This window comes from Endozoicomonas sp. 8E (assembly GCF_032883915.1).
Classification (GTDB): domain Bacteria; phylum Pseudomonadota; class Gammaproteobacteria; order Pseudomonadales; family Endozoicomonadaceae; genus Endozoicomonas_A.
The window spans coordinates 6027791-6046695 of sequence record NZ_CP120717.1; the positions used below are offsets into that span (position 1 = coordinate 6027791).

The window sequence follows — 18905 nt, forward strand, 5'->3', positions numbered from 1 at the left end:
GCTTTGTTGACCGTCATCGACCAGGCCGAAGCGTTGACAAGCCGTTTTATTGTCGAGCTTCAACAGAGTGCAGACCTTCCAAAACAGAGCTTTTCAATAAAGCCAGTACAGCGTACATGGTCCGATAAACCGTCAGGCCCTGCCTTCAAAAACGGCTATGCAAGACCAGATTTACCCACTGATAACAAACGACAAATATCCACCAATTACGGAGTAAAAAAAACCATCATTGAGTCGATTTCCTGGCAATGGCTTTACGCCACGAATCTGCTGGTTGCCTTCGAACTGACCCTTATAACCAGAGACGCCCCCCCTCTGAGCTCTACACCCTGTTCACGCCTACCGGTAGAAGCAGCTACAGCTGTCGGGTGGTTTTTAAAAAGTTACTGGAGTCTCAATTCACTGCTGTTTAACCCGATGGAACATCAAAAGGAACAACAAGAGGCGACATCCATCCTGAAACAGGAGGATCAGCCATTTAGCAACATCGCTATGATGTTTGGTTCTGGAAATAACCAACAACCCTGTCAGCAACTGGACCAGCGATCAGAATCATTTAGCCAGCAGACCTCGGTGGCCACAGGCTATTTCAACAGCTCCCCGTATTCTCGCTCGGGGGACGGTAACGAAGATCCTCAACAACATCACCATACTATGGGTTTAAATTGCTTCGTCCAACCCTGTTATGGCGTTTGTATATTTCGACCATCTTCCGAAAGCACGGGGCCAGCTGAATGGTTGTTGAATTGTGAAGACGGGGTCGCCTTAGATGGGGTCGCCTTAGACGGGGTCGCCTTAGACGGGGTCTCCTTAGACGGGGTCTCCTTAGACGGGGTCGCCCTGGACGGGATCGCCCTGGACGAGTTCGCCTTAGACGAGTTCGCCCCGAACTCAATGTGTGCATGGACAACCGATACAAGAGCCTCTGCCGGGCAGATAACCTGCAACATGGAAGTAGTTGGGGTGGGTGGCCAGCTTCAGCAATGCGGGAGAGTCTTCAAGAGTGCTCAAGGTCTGCTGGTTCACAAGAGTAAATTACACAACGGGCAAAAAACCTGTGACCTGTCCATTAAAACCTGTGACCTGGCCATTATCGGGAAAGATGGTAAGTCGCAACCATGCGGGAAAGTCTACAAAAATGCCCTTGCCCTCTCGGTCCACAAAAGCGGATACCATACCGGGCAACAAACCTGTGACTTAACCATAGTCGGGGAAGATGGCCAGCAGCAGCCATGCGGGAAAGTCTGCAAGAATTCCCTTGCCCTGTCCGTTCACAAAAGCGGATACCATACTGGGCAACAAACCTGTGGCTTAACCATAGTCGGGGAGTATGGTCAGCAGCAGCCATGCGGGAAAGTCTGCAAGAATTCCCTTGCCCTGTCCGTTCACAAAAGCGGATACCATAGCGGGCAAAAAATCTGTGACTTTCCCCTGGTTGGGGAGGATCACCAACCGCAGCCATGCGGAACAATCTGCAAAAATGCTCATTCTCTGTGGTCTCACAAAAGAAACTTCCACACCGGGAGAAAAATCTGTGACGTCACCGTGATCGGGTTGAATGGCCAGCAGCAGCCATGCGGAAAAGTCTGCAGGACTGCTCAGGGCTTGTCGTATCACAAAAGCAAATTCCACGGCGGGCAAAAAACCTGTAACGTAAACGTGGTTGGCGAGGATCAACAATCATCGCCATGCGGAAGGATTTTCGAGAGTGCTCAAACCCTGTTAAATCACAAATACAAATTCCACAGCGACCAAAAAACCTGTAACTCGATCGTGATTGGAGAGAATGGCCTGCCGCGGCCATGCGGTGAAGTCTGCAAGGGTTCTCACGCTCTTTCGGATCACAAAAGAAGACACCACAGCGAGCAAAAAATCTGTAACTCCAACGTGATTGGGGAGGACGGCCAACCGCGGCCATGCGGAAATATCTACAAGAATGCTAAAGCCCTGTCAGCTCACAAAAGCGCATTCCACAGTGGAGAAAGAACCTGTAACTCCAACGTGATTGGGGAGGATGGCCAGCAGCGGCGATGTGGGATGGTCTGCAGGAGTTATGGAGCTCTGTCGAATCACAAAAGAAGATACCACACCGGGCCAAAAGCCTGCGACGTGAACCTGGTCGGAAAGGAGGGTCAGCGGCGGCCATGTGGGAAAATCTGCAAGAATTCCAGTGCTCTCTCCGTTCACAAAAGCAGATCCCACAGCGGGCAACAAACCTATGACGTGACCCTGGTTGGTGAGGATCAGCAACTGCGACCATGCGCAGAAGTCTTCAATTGTTCTCAAACCCTGTCAAATGACAAAAGCAAATGCCACACTGGACAACAAACCTGTAACACGACCGTAGTTGGGATGAGCGGCCAGCCGCGGCCATGCGGGAAGGTCTGTAAAAGTGCTCAAGATCTCTCGAATCACAAAGGAACACATCGAAAACGCAAGCCTGTTGATGTGAACCAGGATGGTGACCTCACTCCTCCAAAAGGTAAAGCTGACAGATAACGGTCTTCAACTGAAGGTTGTTGACAGAGTAACACCCTTATTTTTCTGGTCTATCCTTCTTTTCTGTAAGCCAGAACGCAAGGATAGAATTATTAATCTCTCGCTCTTTGCGGCACTGCTGTTGCTGCTCCCGTTGTTGCCCGTCATCGGCCACGGCGAACTGTTGACAAAGCGTTTTATTGTCGAGCTTCAACAGAGTGCAGGCCCTCCAAAACAGAGCTTTTCAATAAAGCCAGATGAGTGCACATGGTCGTATACCCTGTCAGGACGTGCCGATAAAAACGGCTATCCAAGGCCAGGTTTACCGCCCGGTAACAAACGACAAATACCCACCAATTACGGAGTAAAAAAAACCATCATTGAGTCGATTTCGTGGCAATGGCTTTACGCCACGAGTCTGCTGATTGCCTTCGAACTGACCCTTGCTACCAGAGACGCCGCCCCTCTGAGTTCCATAGCTTGTTCATGGCTACCGGTAGAAGCGGCTATAGCTATCGGTTGGTTTTTAAAAAGTTACTGGAGTACCAGTTCAATGCTGTTTAACCCGTTGGAACATCAAGAGGAACATCAAGAGGAACAACAAGAGGAACAACAAGAGGCGACCTCCATCTTGAGACAGGGGGATCAACCATTTAGCAACATCGCTATAACGTTTGGCTCTGAAAATAACCAACAATCTTGTCAGCAACAAGACCAGCCATCAGAACCATCCGGCCAGCAGACCTCGGTGGCCATAGGCTATTTCACCAGCGTCCTGTATTCTCGCTCGGGGGACGGTAACGAAGGTCCTCAACAACAGCAGCATACTTTGGGTTTAAATTGCTTTGTCCAGTCCTGTTATGGTGTTTGTAAATTCCGACTATCTTCCGAAAGCACGGGGCCAGCTGAATGGTCGCTGAATTTTGATGACGGGGTCGCCTTAGACGGGGTCGCCTCAGACAGTGTCGTCCCGAACTCAATGGTTGCAGGGGCAACCGATGCAGGGGCCTCTGCCGGGCAAGCATCCTGCAATGTGGTAGTGTTTGGGGAGACTGGGCAGCTACTGCAATGCGAGAGAATCTTCAAAACGGCTCAAGCCCTGCGTAAACACAAAAAAAGAGTCCATACCGGGCAAAAAATCTGTGACCTGGCCATGCTCAGGAAGAATGGCCAGCTGCGGCCATGCGGAAAAGTCTACAAAAATGCTGATTCTCTGTCGTCTCACAAAAGACTCTTCCACACGAGGCAACAAACCTGTGACGTGACCGTGGTCGGAGAGGATGGTCAGCAGCCATGCGGGAAAGTCTGCAAGAATTCGCTTGCCCTGTGTGTTCACAAAAGCAGATACCATACCGGGCAACAAACCTGTGACTTAACCATAGTCGGGGAGTATGGTCAGCAGCGGCCATGCGGGAAAGTCTGCAAGAACTCCCTTGCCCTGTCCAATCACAAAAGGGGATACCATAGCGGGCAAAAAATCTGTGACTTAACCATAGTCGGGGAGTATGGCAAGCCGCGGCCATGCGGGAAAGTCTGCAAGAATTCCCATGCTCTGTCCACTCACAAAAGCGGATACCATAGCGGGCAAAAAATCTGTGACTTTCCCCTGTTTGGCGAGGATCACCCACCGCGGCCATGCGGAACAGTCTGCAAAAATGCTCATTCTCTGTCGTCTCACAAAAGAAACTTCCACACCGGGAAAAAAGTCTGTGACGTCAATGTGATCGGGGGGAATGGCCAGCATCGGCCATGCGGAGTAGTCTGCAGGAGTGTTCAAAACCTGTCGGAACACAAAAACAAATTCCACGGCGGGCAAAAATCCTGTGACCTGGTCATTATCGGGGAAGATGGCCAGCCGCGGCCATGCGGGATGGTCTTGAAGAGTTATGGAACTCTGTTGGATCACAAAAGAAGCTTCCACACTGGACGACAAATCTGTGACGTGACCGTGGTTAACGGGGATCAACAACCCCGGTCATGCGCAAAGGTCTTCAATAATGCCCGAGTCCTGTCAAGTCACAAAAGCAGATACCACAGCGGGCAAAAAACCTGTGACTCGACCGTGGTTGGGGAGGATGGTCAGCCGCGGTCTTGTGGGTTGGTCTGCAAGAGCTCCGGAACTCTGTCAGATCACAAAAGAAGAGAACACACCGGACAAAAAACCTGCAACATGATTCTGGATACAGAGGATGGCCAGCTGCGGCGATGCATGATGGTCTGCCGAAATGCTCGCGCCCTGTCGAATCACAAAAGCAAACTCCACAGCGGACAAAAAACCTGTGATTTGACAGTAATCGGTAAGGATGACCAGCAGCGACCATGCGGGAAACTCTGCAAGCATGCCCAAGCCCTGGAGCTTCACAAAAAAAGTGCACACACCGAGCAAAAAACCTGCAACTCAACAATAGTAGGGAAGGATGGCCAGGCGAAGCCATGCGGCGCTGTCTTAAGGAATCTTCAATCTCTGGCATCTCACAAACGCAGATTCCACAGTGGGCAAAAAACCTGTGATGTGATCGTGGTTGGGGAGGATGGCCAGCAGCAGCCATGCGGTATCATCTGCAGGAGTTCTGGAATTTTGTCAGATCACAAGAGAAAAGACCACTCCGGACAACAGACCTGCAACATGATTCTGGTCGCGAAGGATGGCCAGCTGCAGCCATGCGGGAAGGTCTGCAATAATGCTCAAGATCTTTCGAGCCACAAAAGAATACATCGAAAACGCAAGCCAGTTGATGTGAGCCAGAATGATGACCTCATTGCTCCAAAAGGTAAAGCCAACAGGTAATGATCTTTAACTGAAGGTTCTTGACGGAGTAACACCCCTATTTTCTTGATCTATCCTTCCTTTCTGTAAACCAGATCGCAAGGATAGAATTATTAAACTCTCACTCTCTGCGGCACTGTTGCTACTACCGTTGTTATCTGTCTTCGGTCAGGCCGAACTGTTGACAGGGCATTTTATTGTCGAGCATCAAAAGAGTGCAGGTCTTCCAAACCAGAGCTTTTCAATAAAGCCATACCAGAGTAAATGGTCAGACAACCCTACAGGCTTTGCCAACAAAAACGGTTATGCAAGACCAGGTTTGCTACCCGAGAATATACGACAAACAACCAACAGTTACGAAGTAAAAACAACCAGTATTGAGTCGATTTCCTGGCGATGGCTTTACGCCACGAATCTGCTGGTTGCCTTCGAACTCATCTTTACCACCAGAGTCTCTGCTCCGAGTTCAACACCTTGTTCATGGCTACCGGTGGAAGCGGCTATAGCTTTCGGTTGGCTGTTAAAAGGCTATTGGAGCCCCGGTTTACTGCTGTTTGATCTGATGGAACATCAAGAGGCGAGATCCATCTCGAGACAGGGGGATCAACCATTTACCAACATCGTTATAATGTTTGGCTCTGACAATAACCAACAACCTTCTCAGCAACAAGACCCGACAACAGAATCTTCCGGCCAGCACGCCACGCTGGCCAAAGGCTACTCCACCAACGTCCTGTATTTTCGCTCGGTTGACGGTAACGAAGACCCTCAACAACAGCAGCATACTTTGGGTTTAAATTGTTTTGTCCAAACCTGTTGTGGCGTTTGTAAATTGCGACCCTCTTCCAAAAGCATGGACCCATTTGAACGGTCTCTGAATTGTGAAGACGGGGTCGCCTTAGACGGGGTCGCCAAGAACTCAATCGCTGCAGGGGCAACAGATACAGCAGCCCCTGCCGGGCAGACAACCTGCAACGTGATACTGGTCGGAGAAGATGGTCAGCTTCGGCAATGCAGGAGAGTCTTAAAGAGTGCCAAAGCCCTGTCGAATCACCAAAGAAGAGTCCATACCAGGCAAAACATCTGTGAAGTGACCGTATTCAGGAAGGATGGCCAGCTGCGCGCTTGTGGAAAGGTTTGCCAAAATGCTCATTCTCTGTCGTCTCACAAAAGAACCTGCCACACCGGGCAACAAACCTGTGATGTTACCGTAATCAACGAGAATGGCCAGCAGCTGTCATGCGGAAAGATCTGCAAGAGTGCTCAAGCCCTGTCAAGTCACAAAAGCAAATTCCACAACGGGCAAACAACCTGTAAAGAGAAAATTGTCAGGGAAGATGGCAGGCCGCAGCCATGCGGGAGAGTCTTCAAGAATGCTTATGCAGTGTCGCTTCACAAAAACAAAGTCCACGGCAAGCAACAAATATGTGACGCTACAGTGATTGGGAAAAATGGCCAGCTGATGCCATGCAGGGCAGTCTGTAAAAATGCTAAAGCTTTTTCGGATCACAAAAGAAGCTTGCATAGCGGGCAACAAACCTGTGATGTGACCCTGGTCGGGAAGGATGGTCAGCAGCAGCCATGCGGGAAAGTCTGCAAAAGTGCCTGTGCCCTCTCCTCTCACAAAAGCGGATACCACACTGGACAAAAAACCTGTGAATTTACCCTGATTGGCGAGGATCACAGACCGCGGCCATGCGGCAAGGTCTGCAAGAGTGCTCAAGCCCTGTTAATTCACAAAAGGAGATCGCACAGCGAGAAAAAAAGCTGTGACTGGGCCGTGGTAGGGAAGGACGCCCAGCCGCGGCCATGCGGGATGATCTGCAAGAGTTATGAAACTCTATCGGATCACAAAAGAAGCTCCCACAACCAGCAACAAGCCTGTCAAGTAACCGTGGTAGGTGAAGATCAACAACCGCGGCTGTGCGGAAAGGTCTGCAAGAATGCTCAAGCCCTGTCAACTCACAAAAGCATACTCCACAGCGGCCAAAGAACCTGTGATGCCACACTGGTTGGGGAGGATGGCCAGCTGCTGCCATGCAGGACAGTCTGCAAGAATGCTAAAGCTTTTTCGAATCACAAAAGAAGACTCCACACCGGGCAAAAGACATGTGAAGTGACCGTGGTCGAAAAGGATGGTCGGCAGCAGCCATGCGGTAAAGTCCTTAAGAGTGCCTTCGACCTCTCCGTTCACAAAAGCAGATACCACACCGGACAACGAACCTGTGACTTTACCCTGATTGATGAGGATCACCAATCGCGGCCGTGTGGAAAAGTCTGCGAGAGTGCTCAAGCCCTGTCAAGTCACAAAAGCAGATCGCACAGCGAGCAAAAAACCTGTGACTCAACCGTCGTTGGGAAGGACGGCCAGCCGCGACCATGCGGGAAGGTCTGCAAGAATTCTAAAGCACTGTCGGGTCACAAAAGATGCTACCACAGCAGGCAAAAAACCTGTGACGTGACCGTGGTTGGCGAGGATCACCAACCACGGTTGTGCGCTAAGCTCTGCAAGAATGCTCAAGCCCTGTCAACTCACAAAAGCAAACTCCACAGCGGGCAAAGAACCTGTAACTCGACCGTAGTTGGGGAGGATGGACAGCCGCGGCCATGCGGAATGGTCTGCAGGAACTCTGGAGCTCTGTCGAATCACAAAAAAAGAGACCACTCCGAACAACAAACCTGCAACGAAATCCTGATCACAGAGGATGGCCGGTCAAAGCTATGCGGGATGGTCTGCAAAAGTGCTCACGATCTCTCAAATCACAAAAGAAAACATCGAAAACGCAAGTCTGTTGATAAGGAGTAGGACGATGACCTCACTCCTCCACAAGCTAAAACGAATCAGTAATGATTTTTAACAGAGAGACTTTGACAGGGTACGCCCTTATTTTCTTGATCTATCCTTCTTTCCTGTAAACCAGATCGCAAGGATAGTATTATTAGACACTCACTTTTTGCGGCACCGCTGTTGCTGTTATCGCTGCTGCCTGTCACCAGCCAGGCAGAATCGGTGAAAAGATGTTTTATTGTCGAACTTCAACAGAGTAAAAGTCTTCCAGGCCAGAGCTTTTCTATAAAACCAGACCAAAGTACATGGTCGGATAACCCGTCAGGCTTTGCCGTCACAAACAGCTATGCAAGACCAGATTCACCGCCGTATAATATACGACACAAACACTTCAGTTACAGAATAAAAACAAGCATCATTGAGTCGACTTCCAGGCGATGGTATTACGTCACTAACCTGCTGGTTGCTTGCCAACTGATCCTGACCACCAAAGACAATCCTCTAAGCCCCATCCCTTATTCATGGCTACCGGCAGAGACAGTTGTCACTCTCGGCTGGCTTTTAAAAAGCTATTGGGGCCCTGCTTCAATGCTATTTAACCCGATGGAACATCAGGAGGAAAAACGAGAGGCGACATCCATCTTCAGACAGGGGGATCGACCATTTTCCAACATCGTTATAATGTTTGGCTCTGGAAATAACCAACAACCTTGTCAACAAAAGGACCAGCCATCAGAATCTTCCGGCCGCCCCCACCCTGTAGACAGAAGCCATTCCACCGGTGTCCCGTATTCACTCTCTGGAGAAGGTAAAGAAGGCCCTCAACAACAGCAACATACCTTGGGTTTAGATTGTTTTGTCCACCCCTGTCATGGCGTTTGTCGATTCCGACCATCATCCGATGACATAGAAGCTACTGAATGGCTGTCGACTTTCGAAAAAAGTTCGACAGGCCATTCAGGAGTTAAACCCGGGCAAAGCTCACGCCCCCGCTTTACTGAGGAACACGGCCTGTGTTGCAAAACTGATTTTGATTCTTTAACCACTACATATCTACGACAAAAATTGTCTTTCGAAACATTAAATGGTCTCTCAGCCATTCAAAGCCAGCGTGCTTCCAGCCAACCCTGTCATCCCCAGACCCATCAATCTGATGATGTGCGGATGCATGGAAATATACCTGCCACTTATGATGATTTGATAATAATCGACGGGCTTCTCAAGCTTTGCGGTCATGGTCTTCTTAAAGAAAACGAAATTTCCCTTACGCTTACTCATTTCACCCACCCATTCGGAACTTCACAAACACAACAAACAGGAAGATCACCCCAATTGGGTCAAAGCTCACCTTATCTTTCCCTGACAGGCTCCAGGCATGCCATTGACCACAGCGGGAAACTAGATTGTGACACGACCTTGGCCGTTAGTAATGGCCAACAGATACCGTGCAGGTCGGTCTGCAAGAATGCTCATGCTCTTTCGGTTCACAAAAAAAGATACCACAGTGGGCAAAAAGCCTGTGAAATGACAATGGTCGGGGAAAATGGTCAGGAGCAACCATGTGGAAAGCTCTGCAAGAATCTTCAAAGTCTGTCGGATCACAAACAAAGATATCACACCGGACAACAAATCTGTGACGTGATAATGGTCGGGAAAGATGGCCAGCTGAAACGATGCGGGAAGGTCTGCAAAAGTCTAAAAGCACGGTTGGATCACAAAAGAAGCTTACACACCGGGCAACAGACCTGTGAGCTAACCATGGTCGGAGAGGATAACCAACTGCAGCGATGCGGAAAGGTCTGTACGAGTGCTCAAGCCCTGTCAACTCACAGATACAGATACCACGCCGGGCCAAAAGCCTGTGACGAGACCGTGGTTGGGGAGGATGGTCAGCAGCAGCCATGCGGGAAAATCTACAAAAATGCCAGTATCCTCTCCATGCACAAAAGCAAATACCACACCGGGCAAAAAACCTGTGACATGACTGTGTTTGGTCAGGATGACCAAGCGCGCCCATGCGGAAAAGTCTGCAAGAATGCTCAAGCCCTGTCAACTCACAAAAGCAGATTCCACAGCGGACAAAAAACCTGTAACTCGACCGTGGATGGGGAGGACGGGCAGCCGCAACCATGTGGAAGGGCCTGCAAAAGTGCTCAAGACCTCTCGAATCACAAAAGAGCACATCGAAAACGCAAGCCTGTTGATGTGAACCGGGATGATGACCTCAGTGCTCCAAGAGGTAAAACCAACAGGTAACGACCTTTAACAGAAGTTTTTGACAAAGAAACACCTTTATTTTTTTGATCTATCCTTCCTCTCTGTATACCAGAACGCAGGGATAGAATTATTAAACACCCACTCTATGCGGCACCACTATTGCTGCTAATGTTGCTGTCTGTCATCGGCCGGGCGGAACTATTGACAAGGCGTTTTATCCTGGAGCTTCAACAGGATTCCGGTTCTCAAAATGAGAGTTTTTCTATAAATCCAAACGGGATTACATCGTCCTTTAACACATCAGCCATTTCCGACAGCAACGGCTATTCAGGATCAAATTTTCCACCATATTACAAACGACAAAGACCTTACGGTTACAGGTTAAAAACAAAACCCATTGAGTCGATTTCCTGGCAATGGCTTTACGCCACTGACCTGCTGGTTGCTTACGAACTGACCCTGACCACCAGAGGCACACAGCCCGGCCCCATCCCTTATTCATGGCTACTGATAGAAACGGTTCTTGCTGTCGGCTGGCTTTTAAAAAGTTATTGGAACCCCCATTCACCTCTGTTTAAAGCAATTGAACTACAGTCGTCATCTATATTGACACAGGGGGGGGACATATATGCGATCAACACGATGGTGCCTGGCTCTGGACAGGAGCAACAACAAGTCCAGCTATCACAATTAGCTGACCAACAGAACAAACAGCCAACCCGCCAAACTGCAAGCGCTTTCACCCACGCCCTTTATTCCTGCTCTGGCGACGGTAATGGAGACTCTCAAAAACACTCACATACTCTGGGTTTAGATTGTTTCGTCCATCCCTGTCATGGCGTTTGCAGGTTCCGAACTTCATCCGATCGTACACATTCAATGACTGTAGGGATTGCATGTCCTGACCCTGTCGGGTCACTCAGTGATGAAACACCAATATCCGGGAATCTGCCTGCCAGCGCTGATGACCTGATTATAGTCCAGGGATTACTCAGTCTAACTAAATATAAACCTCACGAAGAAACCGAAATTTCCTGTACGCCCGTCCATTTCACATCCCCAATGGGGACTTCAGCAACACGACAAACAACAGGATCACCCCAATGGGGCCAAAGCCCAGCTCGTCTTTCCCGGACAGGCACCAGACAAGCCACTGATCACAGCGGGAATCGAACCTGTTACGAGATCCTGTACGGAAAGAATGGTCAGCAGCGACCATGCGGAAAAATCTGCAAAAATACTTCGGCCCTGAAGGTTCACAAAAGCAGATACCATACCGGGCAAAGAACCTGTTACACGGCTGTGGTCCCAGAGAATGGTGAGAAGCGGCCATGCGGAAGGGTCTGCAACAATGCTCAAGCCCTGTCGGAGCATAAAAAAAGAGACCACACCGGGCAACAAATCTGTGACGTGACAGTGGTCAAAAAGGATGGCAAGCAGCGACCATGCGGAAAGGTTTACAAGAATGCTCCTACCTTGTCGATGCACAAAAGCAGATACCATACCGGACAAAGAACCTGTCAGGTGACAATAGTCATGGAGGATGGCCAGCAGCGGTCATGCGCAAAGGTCTGCAAAAATCTTCAAGCCCTGTCGGATCACAAAAACAGAGACCATACCGGGCAACAAATCTGTGACGCAAGAGTGGTCGAAAAGGATGGCCAGCAGCGACCATGTGGGAAGATCTGCCAGAGTGCCCGCACCCTTCTGGATCACAAAAGAAACACCCACAGCGGGCCACAAACCTGCGACTTAACAGTGCTAGGAAAGGATGGCCCGCCGCGGCAATGCGGAAAAATCTGCAAGAGTTCTCTAGCCCTGTCAAATCACAAAAGAAGAGACCACACCGGGCAGCAAACCTGCAACGAGACCCTGGTCACAGAGGATGGCCAGACAAAGCTATGCGGGATGGTCTGCAAAAACGCTCATGATCTCTCGTGTCACAAAAGAACACATCGAAAACACAACACTGTTGGTGGAAACCAGGATGTTGACCTCATTGCACCAAAAGGAAGAGCCAACAGGTAAAGATCTCTAGCAGAAGGTTATTGACAAAAAACAACTTTATTTTCTTGATCTATCCTTCCTCTCTTTATAGCAGAAGGCAAGGATAGAATTATTAAACACTCACTCTTTGCGACACCACTGTTGCCGCTACTGTTGTTATCTGTCATCACTCAGGCCGAACCGTTAACAAGGCGTTTTATCGTCGAGCTTCAACAGGACCCTGATTCTCCAAACCAGAGTTTTTTTATAAACTCAGACCCGCTTATACTGTCGGGCAAACCGTCAGTCATCACTAACACCAACAGCTATTCAGGATCAGATTTTCCACTTTATGATACACGACAAAGACTTGACAGTAACAGGGTAAAAAGAACCCTTATCGAATCGATTTCCTGGCAATGGCTTTACGCCACTAACCTGCTGGTTACTTACGAACTGACTTTGACCACCAGAGGTACACCACTGAGCCCAACCCCTTATTCATGGCTACTGATAGAAACGGCTGTCGCTGTCGGCAGGCTTTTACAAAGTTATTGGAACCCCGACTCATTGCTGTTTAAACCAATTGGTATACATATGTTGTCTACATTAGCACTGGAAGATCACAGGTTTGTGATCACCACCATGGTGCCTGGCTCTGAACAACAACAGCAACAACAAGGCCAGCTATCAGAATCATCTGGCAAACAGGCCCCGCAAGCCAGCAGCCACCCTGCAGGCGCTTTCACCAGCCCACGGTATTCTAGCTCTACCGACGGTAACGGAGACTCTCAACAACAGTCACATACTTTGGGTTTAAATTGTTTCGTCCATCCTTGTCATGGCGTTTGCAAGTTCCGATCATTGTCCGATCATACCTATTCAACGAGTGCGTGGACTCCCTACGCTGAACCTATCTGTCCACCCGTTGATAAAGCAACAATACCCGTGAATTTGCCTGCCAGCGCTGATGACTGGATTATAATCCAGGGGCTTCTCATTCTGGGTAAGTATGGAACTGACAATGAAACCGAAATTTCCTGTACGCCTGCTCATTTTACCCCCTTGATGGTGACTTCAGAAACACAACAAACCACTACAGAACCAACCCAATGGGGTGAAAGTTCACCTCGTCTTTCCCGGTCAGTCACCGGGCAGGGCACTGAACACAGCGGGAAACTAATCTGTGATGTGACGCTGTTCGAGAAAAATAGTCAGCAGCGACCATGTGGAAAGGTCTGCAAGAATACTCGTGCCCTGTCAGCTCACAAAATCAACTACCACAGCGGGCAAAGAACCTGTGACGCGACGGTGCTCGGCGAGGATGGTAAGGAGCAGTCATGCGGAAAGCTCTGCAAGAATACTCAATTACTGTCGTATCACAAAAAAAGAGACCACACCGGGCAACAAATCTGCAAAGCAATAGTGGTCGGAAAGCATGGCCAGCAGCGACAATGCGAAAAGGTCTGCAACAATGCTGCCTCCTTGGCGAATCACAAAAAAAACTTCCACAGTGGACAAAAGACCTGTAAGACGACAGTGGTCAGTGAAGATGGCCAGCCGCGGCTATGTGGAATCGTCTTCGGCACTACTCAAGCCCTTTTCTACCACAAAAGCAGAGATCACACCGGGCAACAAATCTGCGACGTAATAATGATCGGGAAGGATGGCCAGCAGCTACCATGCGGAATAGTCTGCAATAATGCTAAAGCCCTGTCAGATCACAAATCCAACTTCCACACCGGGCAACGAACCTGTGACCTGACCCTGATCGGGGAGGATGGTCAGCAATGGCCATGCGGAAAGGTCTGCAAAAGTAATAAAGAGCTTTTGTATCACAAAAGAAGACACCACACCGGGCAAAAAACCTGTGACCTGACTGTGGTCGGCGAGCACCATCAGCTGGAGCCATGTGGAAAGGTCTGCAACAATGCTCAAGCCCTGTTAATGCATAAAAGCAGATTCCACAAAAGGCAAAGGACCTGTCAGGTGACAATAGTCGGGGAGGATAGCCAGCCGCAGCCATGCGGGAAGCTCTGCAAGAGTATAGAAGCACTGTTGGATCACATAAGAAGAGACCACACCGGGAAACAAACCTGCAACGTGGTCCTGATTCCAGAGGATGGCCAGCCGCGGCAATGCGGGAAGGTCTGCATAAGTGCTAAAGCTCTCTCGAATCACAAAAGAATACATCGAAAACGCAAGCCTGTTGGTGGAAACCAGGATGTTGACCCCAGTGCTCCAAAAGGAAGAGCCAACAGGTAAAGATCTTTAGCAGAAGGTTTTTGACAAAGAAACAACTTTATTTTCTTGATCTATCCTTCCTCTCTTTATACCAGAAGGCAGGGATAGAATTATTAAACACTCACTCTTTGCGGCACCACTGTTGCCGCTACTGTTGTTATCTGTCATCACTCAGGCCGAACCGTTAACAGGGCGTTTTATCGTCGAGCTTCAACAGGATCCTGGCTCTCCAAACCAGAGTTTTCTTATAAACTCAGACCCGCTTATATTGTCGGGCAAACCGTCAGTCATTAGCAACACCAAAAGCTATTCAGGATCAGATTTTCCACTTTATGACAAACGACAAAGACCTGACAATAACAGAGTAAAAACAACCTTCATCAAGTCGATTTCCTGGCAATGGCTATACGCCACTAGCCTGCTGGTTACTTACGAACTGTCTTTGACCACCAGAGGTACAGAACTGAGACCAACTCCTTATTCATGGCTACTGATAGAAACGGCCGTCGCTTTCGGCAGGCTTTTACAAAGTTATTGGAACCCCGATTCATTGCTATTTAAACCAATTGGTATATATATGTCGTTTATATTAGCACTGGAAGATCACAGGCTTGTGATCACCACTATGGTGCCCGGCTCTGAACAACAGCAAGGCCAGCTATCAGAATCATCTGGCAAACAGGCCCCGCAAGCCAGTAGCCAACCTGCAAGCACTTTCACCAGCCCCCTGTATTCTGGCTCTGCCGACGGGAACGGAGACTCTCAACAAAAGTCACATACCTTGGGTTTAAATTGTTTCGTCCATCCTTGTCATGGCGTTTGCAAGTTCCGATCATTATCCGACCATACCTATTCAATGAGTGCATGGACTGCTCATGCTGACCCTATCAGGCCACCCGGTGATAAAGCAACAATACCCGGGAATTTGCCTGCCAGCGCTAATGACAGGATTATAATCCAGGGGCTTCTCATTATGGGTAAGTATGGAACTGACAATGAAACCGAAATTTCCTATACGCCTGCTCATTTTATCCCCTTAATGTTGACTTCAGAAACACAACAAACCACCGTAGAATCAACCCAATGGGGTCAAAGTTCACCTCGTCTTTACCGATCAGTCACCGGGCAGGCCACTGAACACAGCGGGAAACAAATCTGTGACATGCCCCTGTTCGGTAAGAATACTCAGCAGCGACCATGCGGAAAGGTCTGCAACAATGCTCATGACCTGTCAAGTCACAAAAACAGATACCACAGCGGGCATAGAACCTGTGGCGTGACTGTGGTCGGGGAGGATGGTAAGGAGCGGTCATGCGGAAAGGTCTGCAACAATGCTGATGCCCTGACGAAGCACAAACGAAAAGAGCACACCGGGCAACAAATCTGTGACACAACAGTGGTCAGGAAGGATGGTCGGCAGCGACCTTGCGGGAAGGCTTGCAAGAACGTCGTAGCTCTGTCGGAACACAAAAGAAACATCCACAGCGGGCAAAAAATCTGTGACCTGACAGTAGCCGGTGAAGATAGCCAGCTGCAGCTATGCGGATTGGTCTGCAACAATACTCAAGCCTTGTATTATCACAAAGTCAGAGACCACCACGGTCAACAAACCTGTGACGTAACCGTAATCGGGGTGGATGGCCAGCAACGGTTATGCGGCAAGGTCTGTTCGAATCATCAATCCCTGTCGGTTCACAAAAGCTCAATACACAGCGGAGAAAAAATCTGTGTCCTGACAAAGCTCGGAGAAGATGGCAAGCAAAGGCAATGCGGGAAAATCTGTAAAAATGCACAAACACTGTCGTATCACAAAAGAAAAGACCACACCGGGCAACGAACCTGTGAACTGACCGTTGTCGGAGAGGATGGCCAGCAACGGCCATGCGGGACGACCTGTAAAAATGCCCTAGCCGTGTATTCTCACAAAAGAAAAGACCACACCTGGCAACAAACCTGCAACGTAATCCTGGTCACGGAGGATGGTCTGCCACGGCCATGCGGGACGACCTGTAAAAATGCCCTGGCCCTGTCAAATCACAAAAGAAGAGACCACACCGGGCAACAAACCTGCAACGTGAACCTGGTCGCAGAGGATGGCCCGCCAAAGCTATGCGGGATGGTCTGCAAAAACGCTCATGATCTCTCGAGTCACAAAAGAATACATCGAAAACGCAAGCCTGATGATGTGAACCAGGATGATGAACTCAGTGCTCCAAGAGATAAAACCAACAGGTAATGATCACCAACAGAATTTTTTTTACAGAGAAACATCTTTATTTTCTTGATCTATTCTTCCTTTCTGTAAAACAGAACACAAGGATAGAATTATTAAACACTCACTCCTTGCGGCACTGCTGCTATCCTTGTTGTCTGTCAACGGTCAGGCCGAACCGTTGACAGAGCGTTTTGTTGTCGAGCTTCAACAGGATTCCGGTTCTTTAAGCCGGTTTTTTCCTATAAAACCAGATTTATGTATACTGTCGTGTAGTCCGCCAGTCATTTTCAGCACTGAAGGCTATTCAGGATCAGATTTGCCAACTTATGACAAAAGACAAAGATCTGGCATTTACGGGATAAAAACAACCCTCATTGGGTCGATTTCCTGGCAATGGCTCTTCGCCACAAACCTGCTGGTTGCTTACGAGCTGACCCTGACCACCAAAGACACCCCTCTTAGCCCCAACCGCTATTCATGGCTACCGTTAGAGACGTTTATCGCTGTCGGCTGGCTTTTAAAGAGTTATTGGAACCCGGATTCACCGCTGTTTAAACCAATTAAAAATCAGTCGACGTCTATGTTGACACAAGAGGGTTACACGTTTGCGATTACCACTATTATGTCTGGCTCCGAAAAAGAGCGAAAACAAGGCCAGGCATCAGAATCATCTGGCCAAGTCCCAAAAGTCGCCAGCCAAACTACAAGCGCCTTCACCACCCCCCCGTATTCTGGTTCCGGTGAAGGTAACGGAGATTCTCAACAATACTCACATACTTTGGGTTTAAATTGTTTTTTCTACCCCTGTCGTGGTGTTTGCAGGTTCAGCAGATCATCCGATAATACACATTCATTGATTGCAGGGACTGCATATGCTTGCCCTATCGAGCCACTCAATGATGAAGCACCAATGACCGGGAATTTGCCAGCCAGCTCTAATGATTTGGTTATAATCCAGGGGTTACTAAGTTTACAAAAGGATAAATCTCATGAAGAAACCCAAGTTTCCTCTATGTCTGCTCATTCCACATCCCCAATGGGGTCTTCAGAAACACAACAGGCAACAGGATCATTCCAATGGACTCAAAGGTCACCTCATCTTTACAGGACAGACATCAGGCAAACCACAGGCCATATTGAGAAACGAATCTGTGAGGTGCCCCTGAGCGGGGGGAATGGCCAGCAGCAACCATGCGGGATGGTCTGCCAGAATGCTCCTGCCCTGTCGGTTCACAAAAGCAGATACCACTCCGGGCAAAGAATCTGTGACGTGATCCTGGTCGAGGAGAATGGTCTGCAGCGAACATGCGGGAGGACCTGCAGGAATACTCTTGCTCTGTCGGTTCATAAAAGCAGATACCACTCCGGGCAAAGAATCTGTGATGCAATAGTGGTCCGGGAGGATGCTGAGGAGGGACAATGCGGAAAGGTCTGCTACAACGCTCAAGTCTTGTCGGATCACAAAAAAAGAGACCACACCGGCCAACAAATCTGTGACACGACAGTGGTTGGGGAAAATGGCCAGCTGCGACAATGCGGAAAAGCCTGCAAGAATATAAAAGCCATGTGGAGTCACAAAAACAGCGCTCACACCGGGCAACAAATCTGTAAAGTGACTGTGGTCGGAGAGGATGGCCAGCAGTGGTCATGCGGTAAGGTCTGCAAGAGCTCTAAAGCCCTGTCGGATCACAAAACCAAGTACCACGGGCAAAAAACCTGTGATGTGGCCATAGTCAGGGAGCGGGGTCGGCAACGGCCGTGTGGGACGGTATGCAAGAATGCTCAAGTCCTGTCACATCACAAAAGAATGGAACACACGGGGCAATCAACCTGCGTGGTGATCACGGTTGGTGAAAACGGCCAACTGCAACCATGCAAGGCCACCTTTGAAAATAAACAAGGCCTCCTGGATCACAAAAGAAAATATCACAATGGGCAGCAAATCTGTGACGTAAGCTTTGTCAAAGAGGATGGTCAGCCGCACCCATGTGGAAAGGTCTTTAAGACTACTCAAGCCCTGTCTGGCCACAAGAGAGTACACCGAAAACGCAAGCCTGCTGATGTGGAGCAGGCTGATAACCTCTACCTTCCAAAGAAAGGTAAAGCGAATAATTAATGATCAGTAGCAGAAGGTTTTTGACAAAAAAACGCTTATTTTCTTGACCTAACTTTCCTCTCTGTACACAAGAGCACAGGGATAGAATTATTAA

General features: G+C 49.0%; 8 protein-coding genes. All 8 read left to right on the forward strand.

Annotated elements, in window-relative coordinates; genetic code table 11:
• Window positions 1–3: 3 nt before the first annotated feature.
• The 8 genes from P6910_RS21015 (at window position 4) to P6910_RS21050 (ending at window position 18811) form a co-directional block, all read left to right on the forward strand.
• The gene (locus P6910_RS21015) at window positions 4–2499 is read left to right on the forward strand and encodes a hypothetical protein (protein WP_317143212.1); all 2496 of its coding nucleotides are present in this window, start codon (window positions 4–6) and stop codon (window positions 2497–2499) included.
• Window positions 2459–5266: a hypothetical protein gene (locus tag P6910_RS21020; protein ID WP_317143213.1), complete on the forward strand. Its 2808-nt coding sequence runs from the start codon at window positions 2459–2461 to the stop codon at window positions 5264–5266. The genes P6910_RS21015 and P6910_RS21020 overlap by 41 nt, the downstream gene beginning before the upstream one ends.
• 118 nt (window positions 5267–5384) lie before the next feature.
• Window positions 5385–8051 (forward strand): hypothetical protein, encoded by a 2667-nt coding sequence (locus tag P6910_RS21025; protein ID WP_317143214.1) that lies wholly within the window; start codon window positions 5385–5387, stop codon window positions 8049–8051.
• Window positions 8052–8255: 204 nt separating this feature from the next.
• Entirely contained in the window at window positions 8256–10289 is a 2034-nt protein-coding gene (locus P6910_RS21030) for a hypothetical protein (protein WP_317143215.1), read from the forward strand.
• A 162-nt stretch (window positions 10290–10451) separates the two neighbouring features.
• Complete coding sequence (locus P6910_RS21035; RefSeq protein WP_317143216.1) at window positions 10452–12278, forward strand: hypothetical protein; 1827 nt, start codon at window positions 10452–10454, stop codon at window positions 12276–12278.
• 120 nt (window positions 12279–12398) lie between these two features.
• Window positions 12399–14501, forward strand: coding sequence for a hypothetical protein (locus P6910_RS21040; protein WP_317143217.1), 2103 nt, complete (start codon window positions 12399–12401; stop codon window positions 14499–14501).
• 121 nt (window positions 14502–14622) lie between these two features.
• Window positions 14623–16716 carry a hypothetical protein gene (locus P6910_RS21045; RefSeq protein ID WP_317143218.1) on the forward strand — a complete coding sequence of 698 codons (2094 nt, stop codon included), beginning with the start codon at window positions 14623–14625 and terminating at the stop codon, window positions 16714–16716.
• A gap of 127 nt (window positions 16717–16843) precedes the next feature.
• Window positions 16844–18811: a hypothetical protein gene (locus P6910_RS21050; RefSeq protein ID WP_317143219.1), complete on the forward strand. Its 1968-nt coding sequence runs from the start codon at window positions 16844–16846 to the stop codon at window positions 18809–18811.
• Window positions 18812–18905 lie beyond the last annotated feature (94 nt).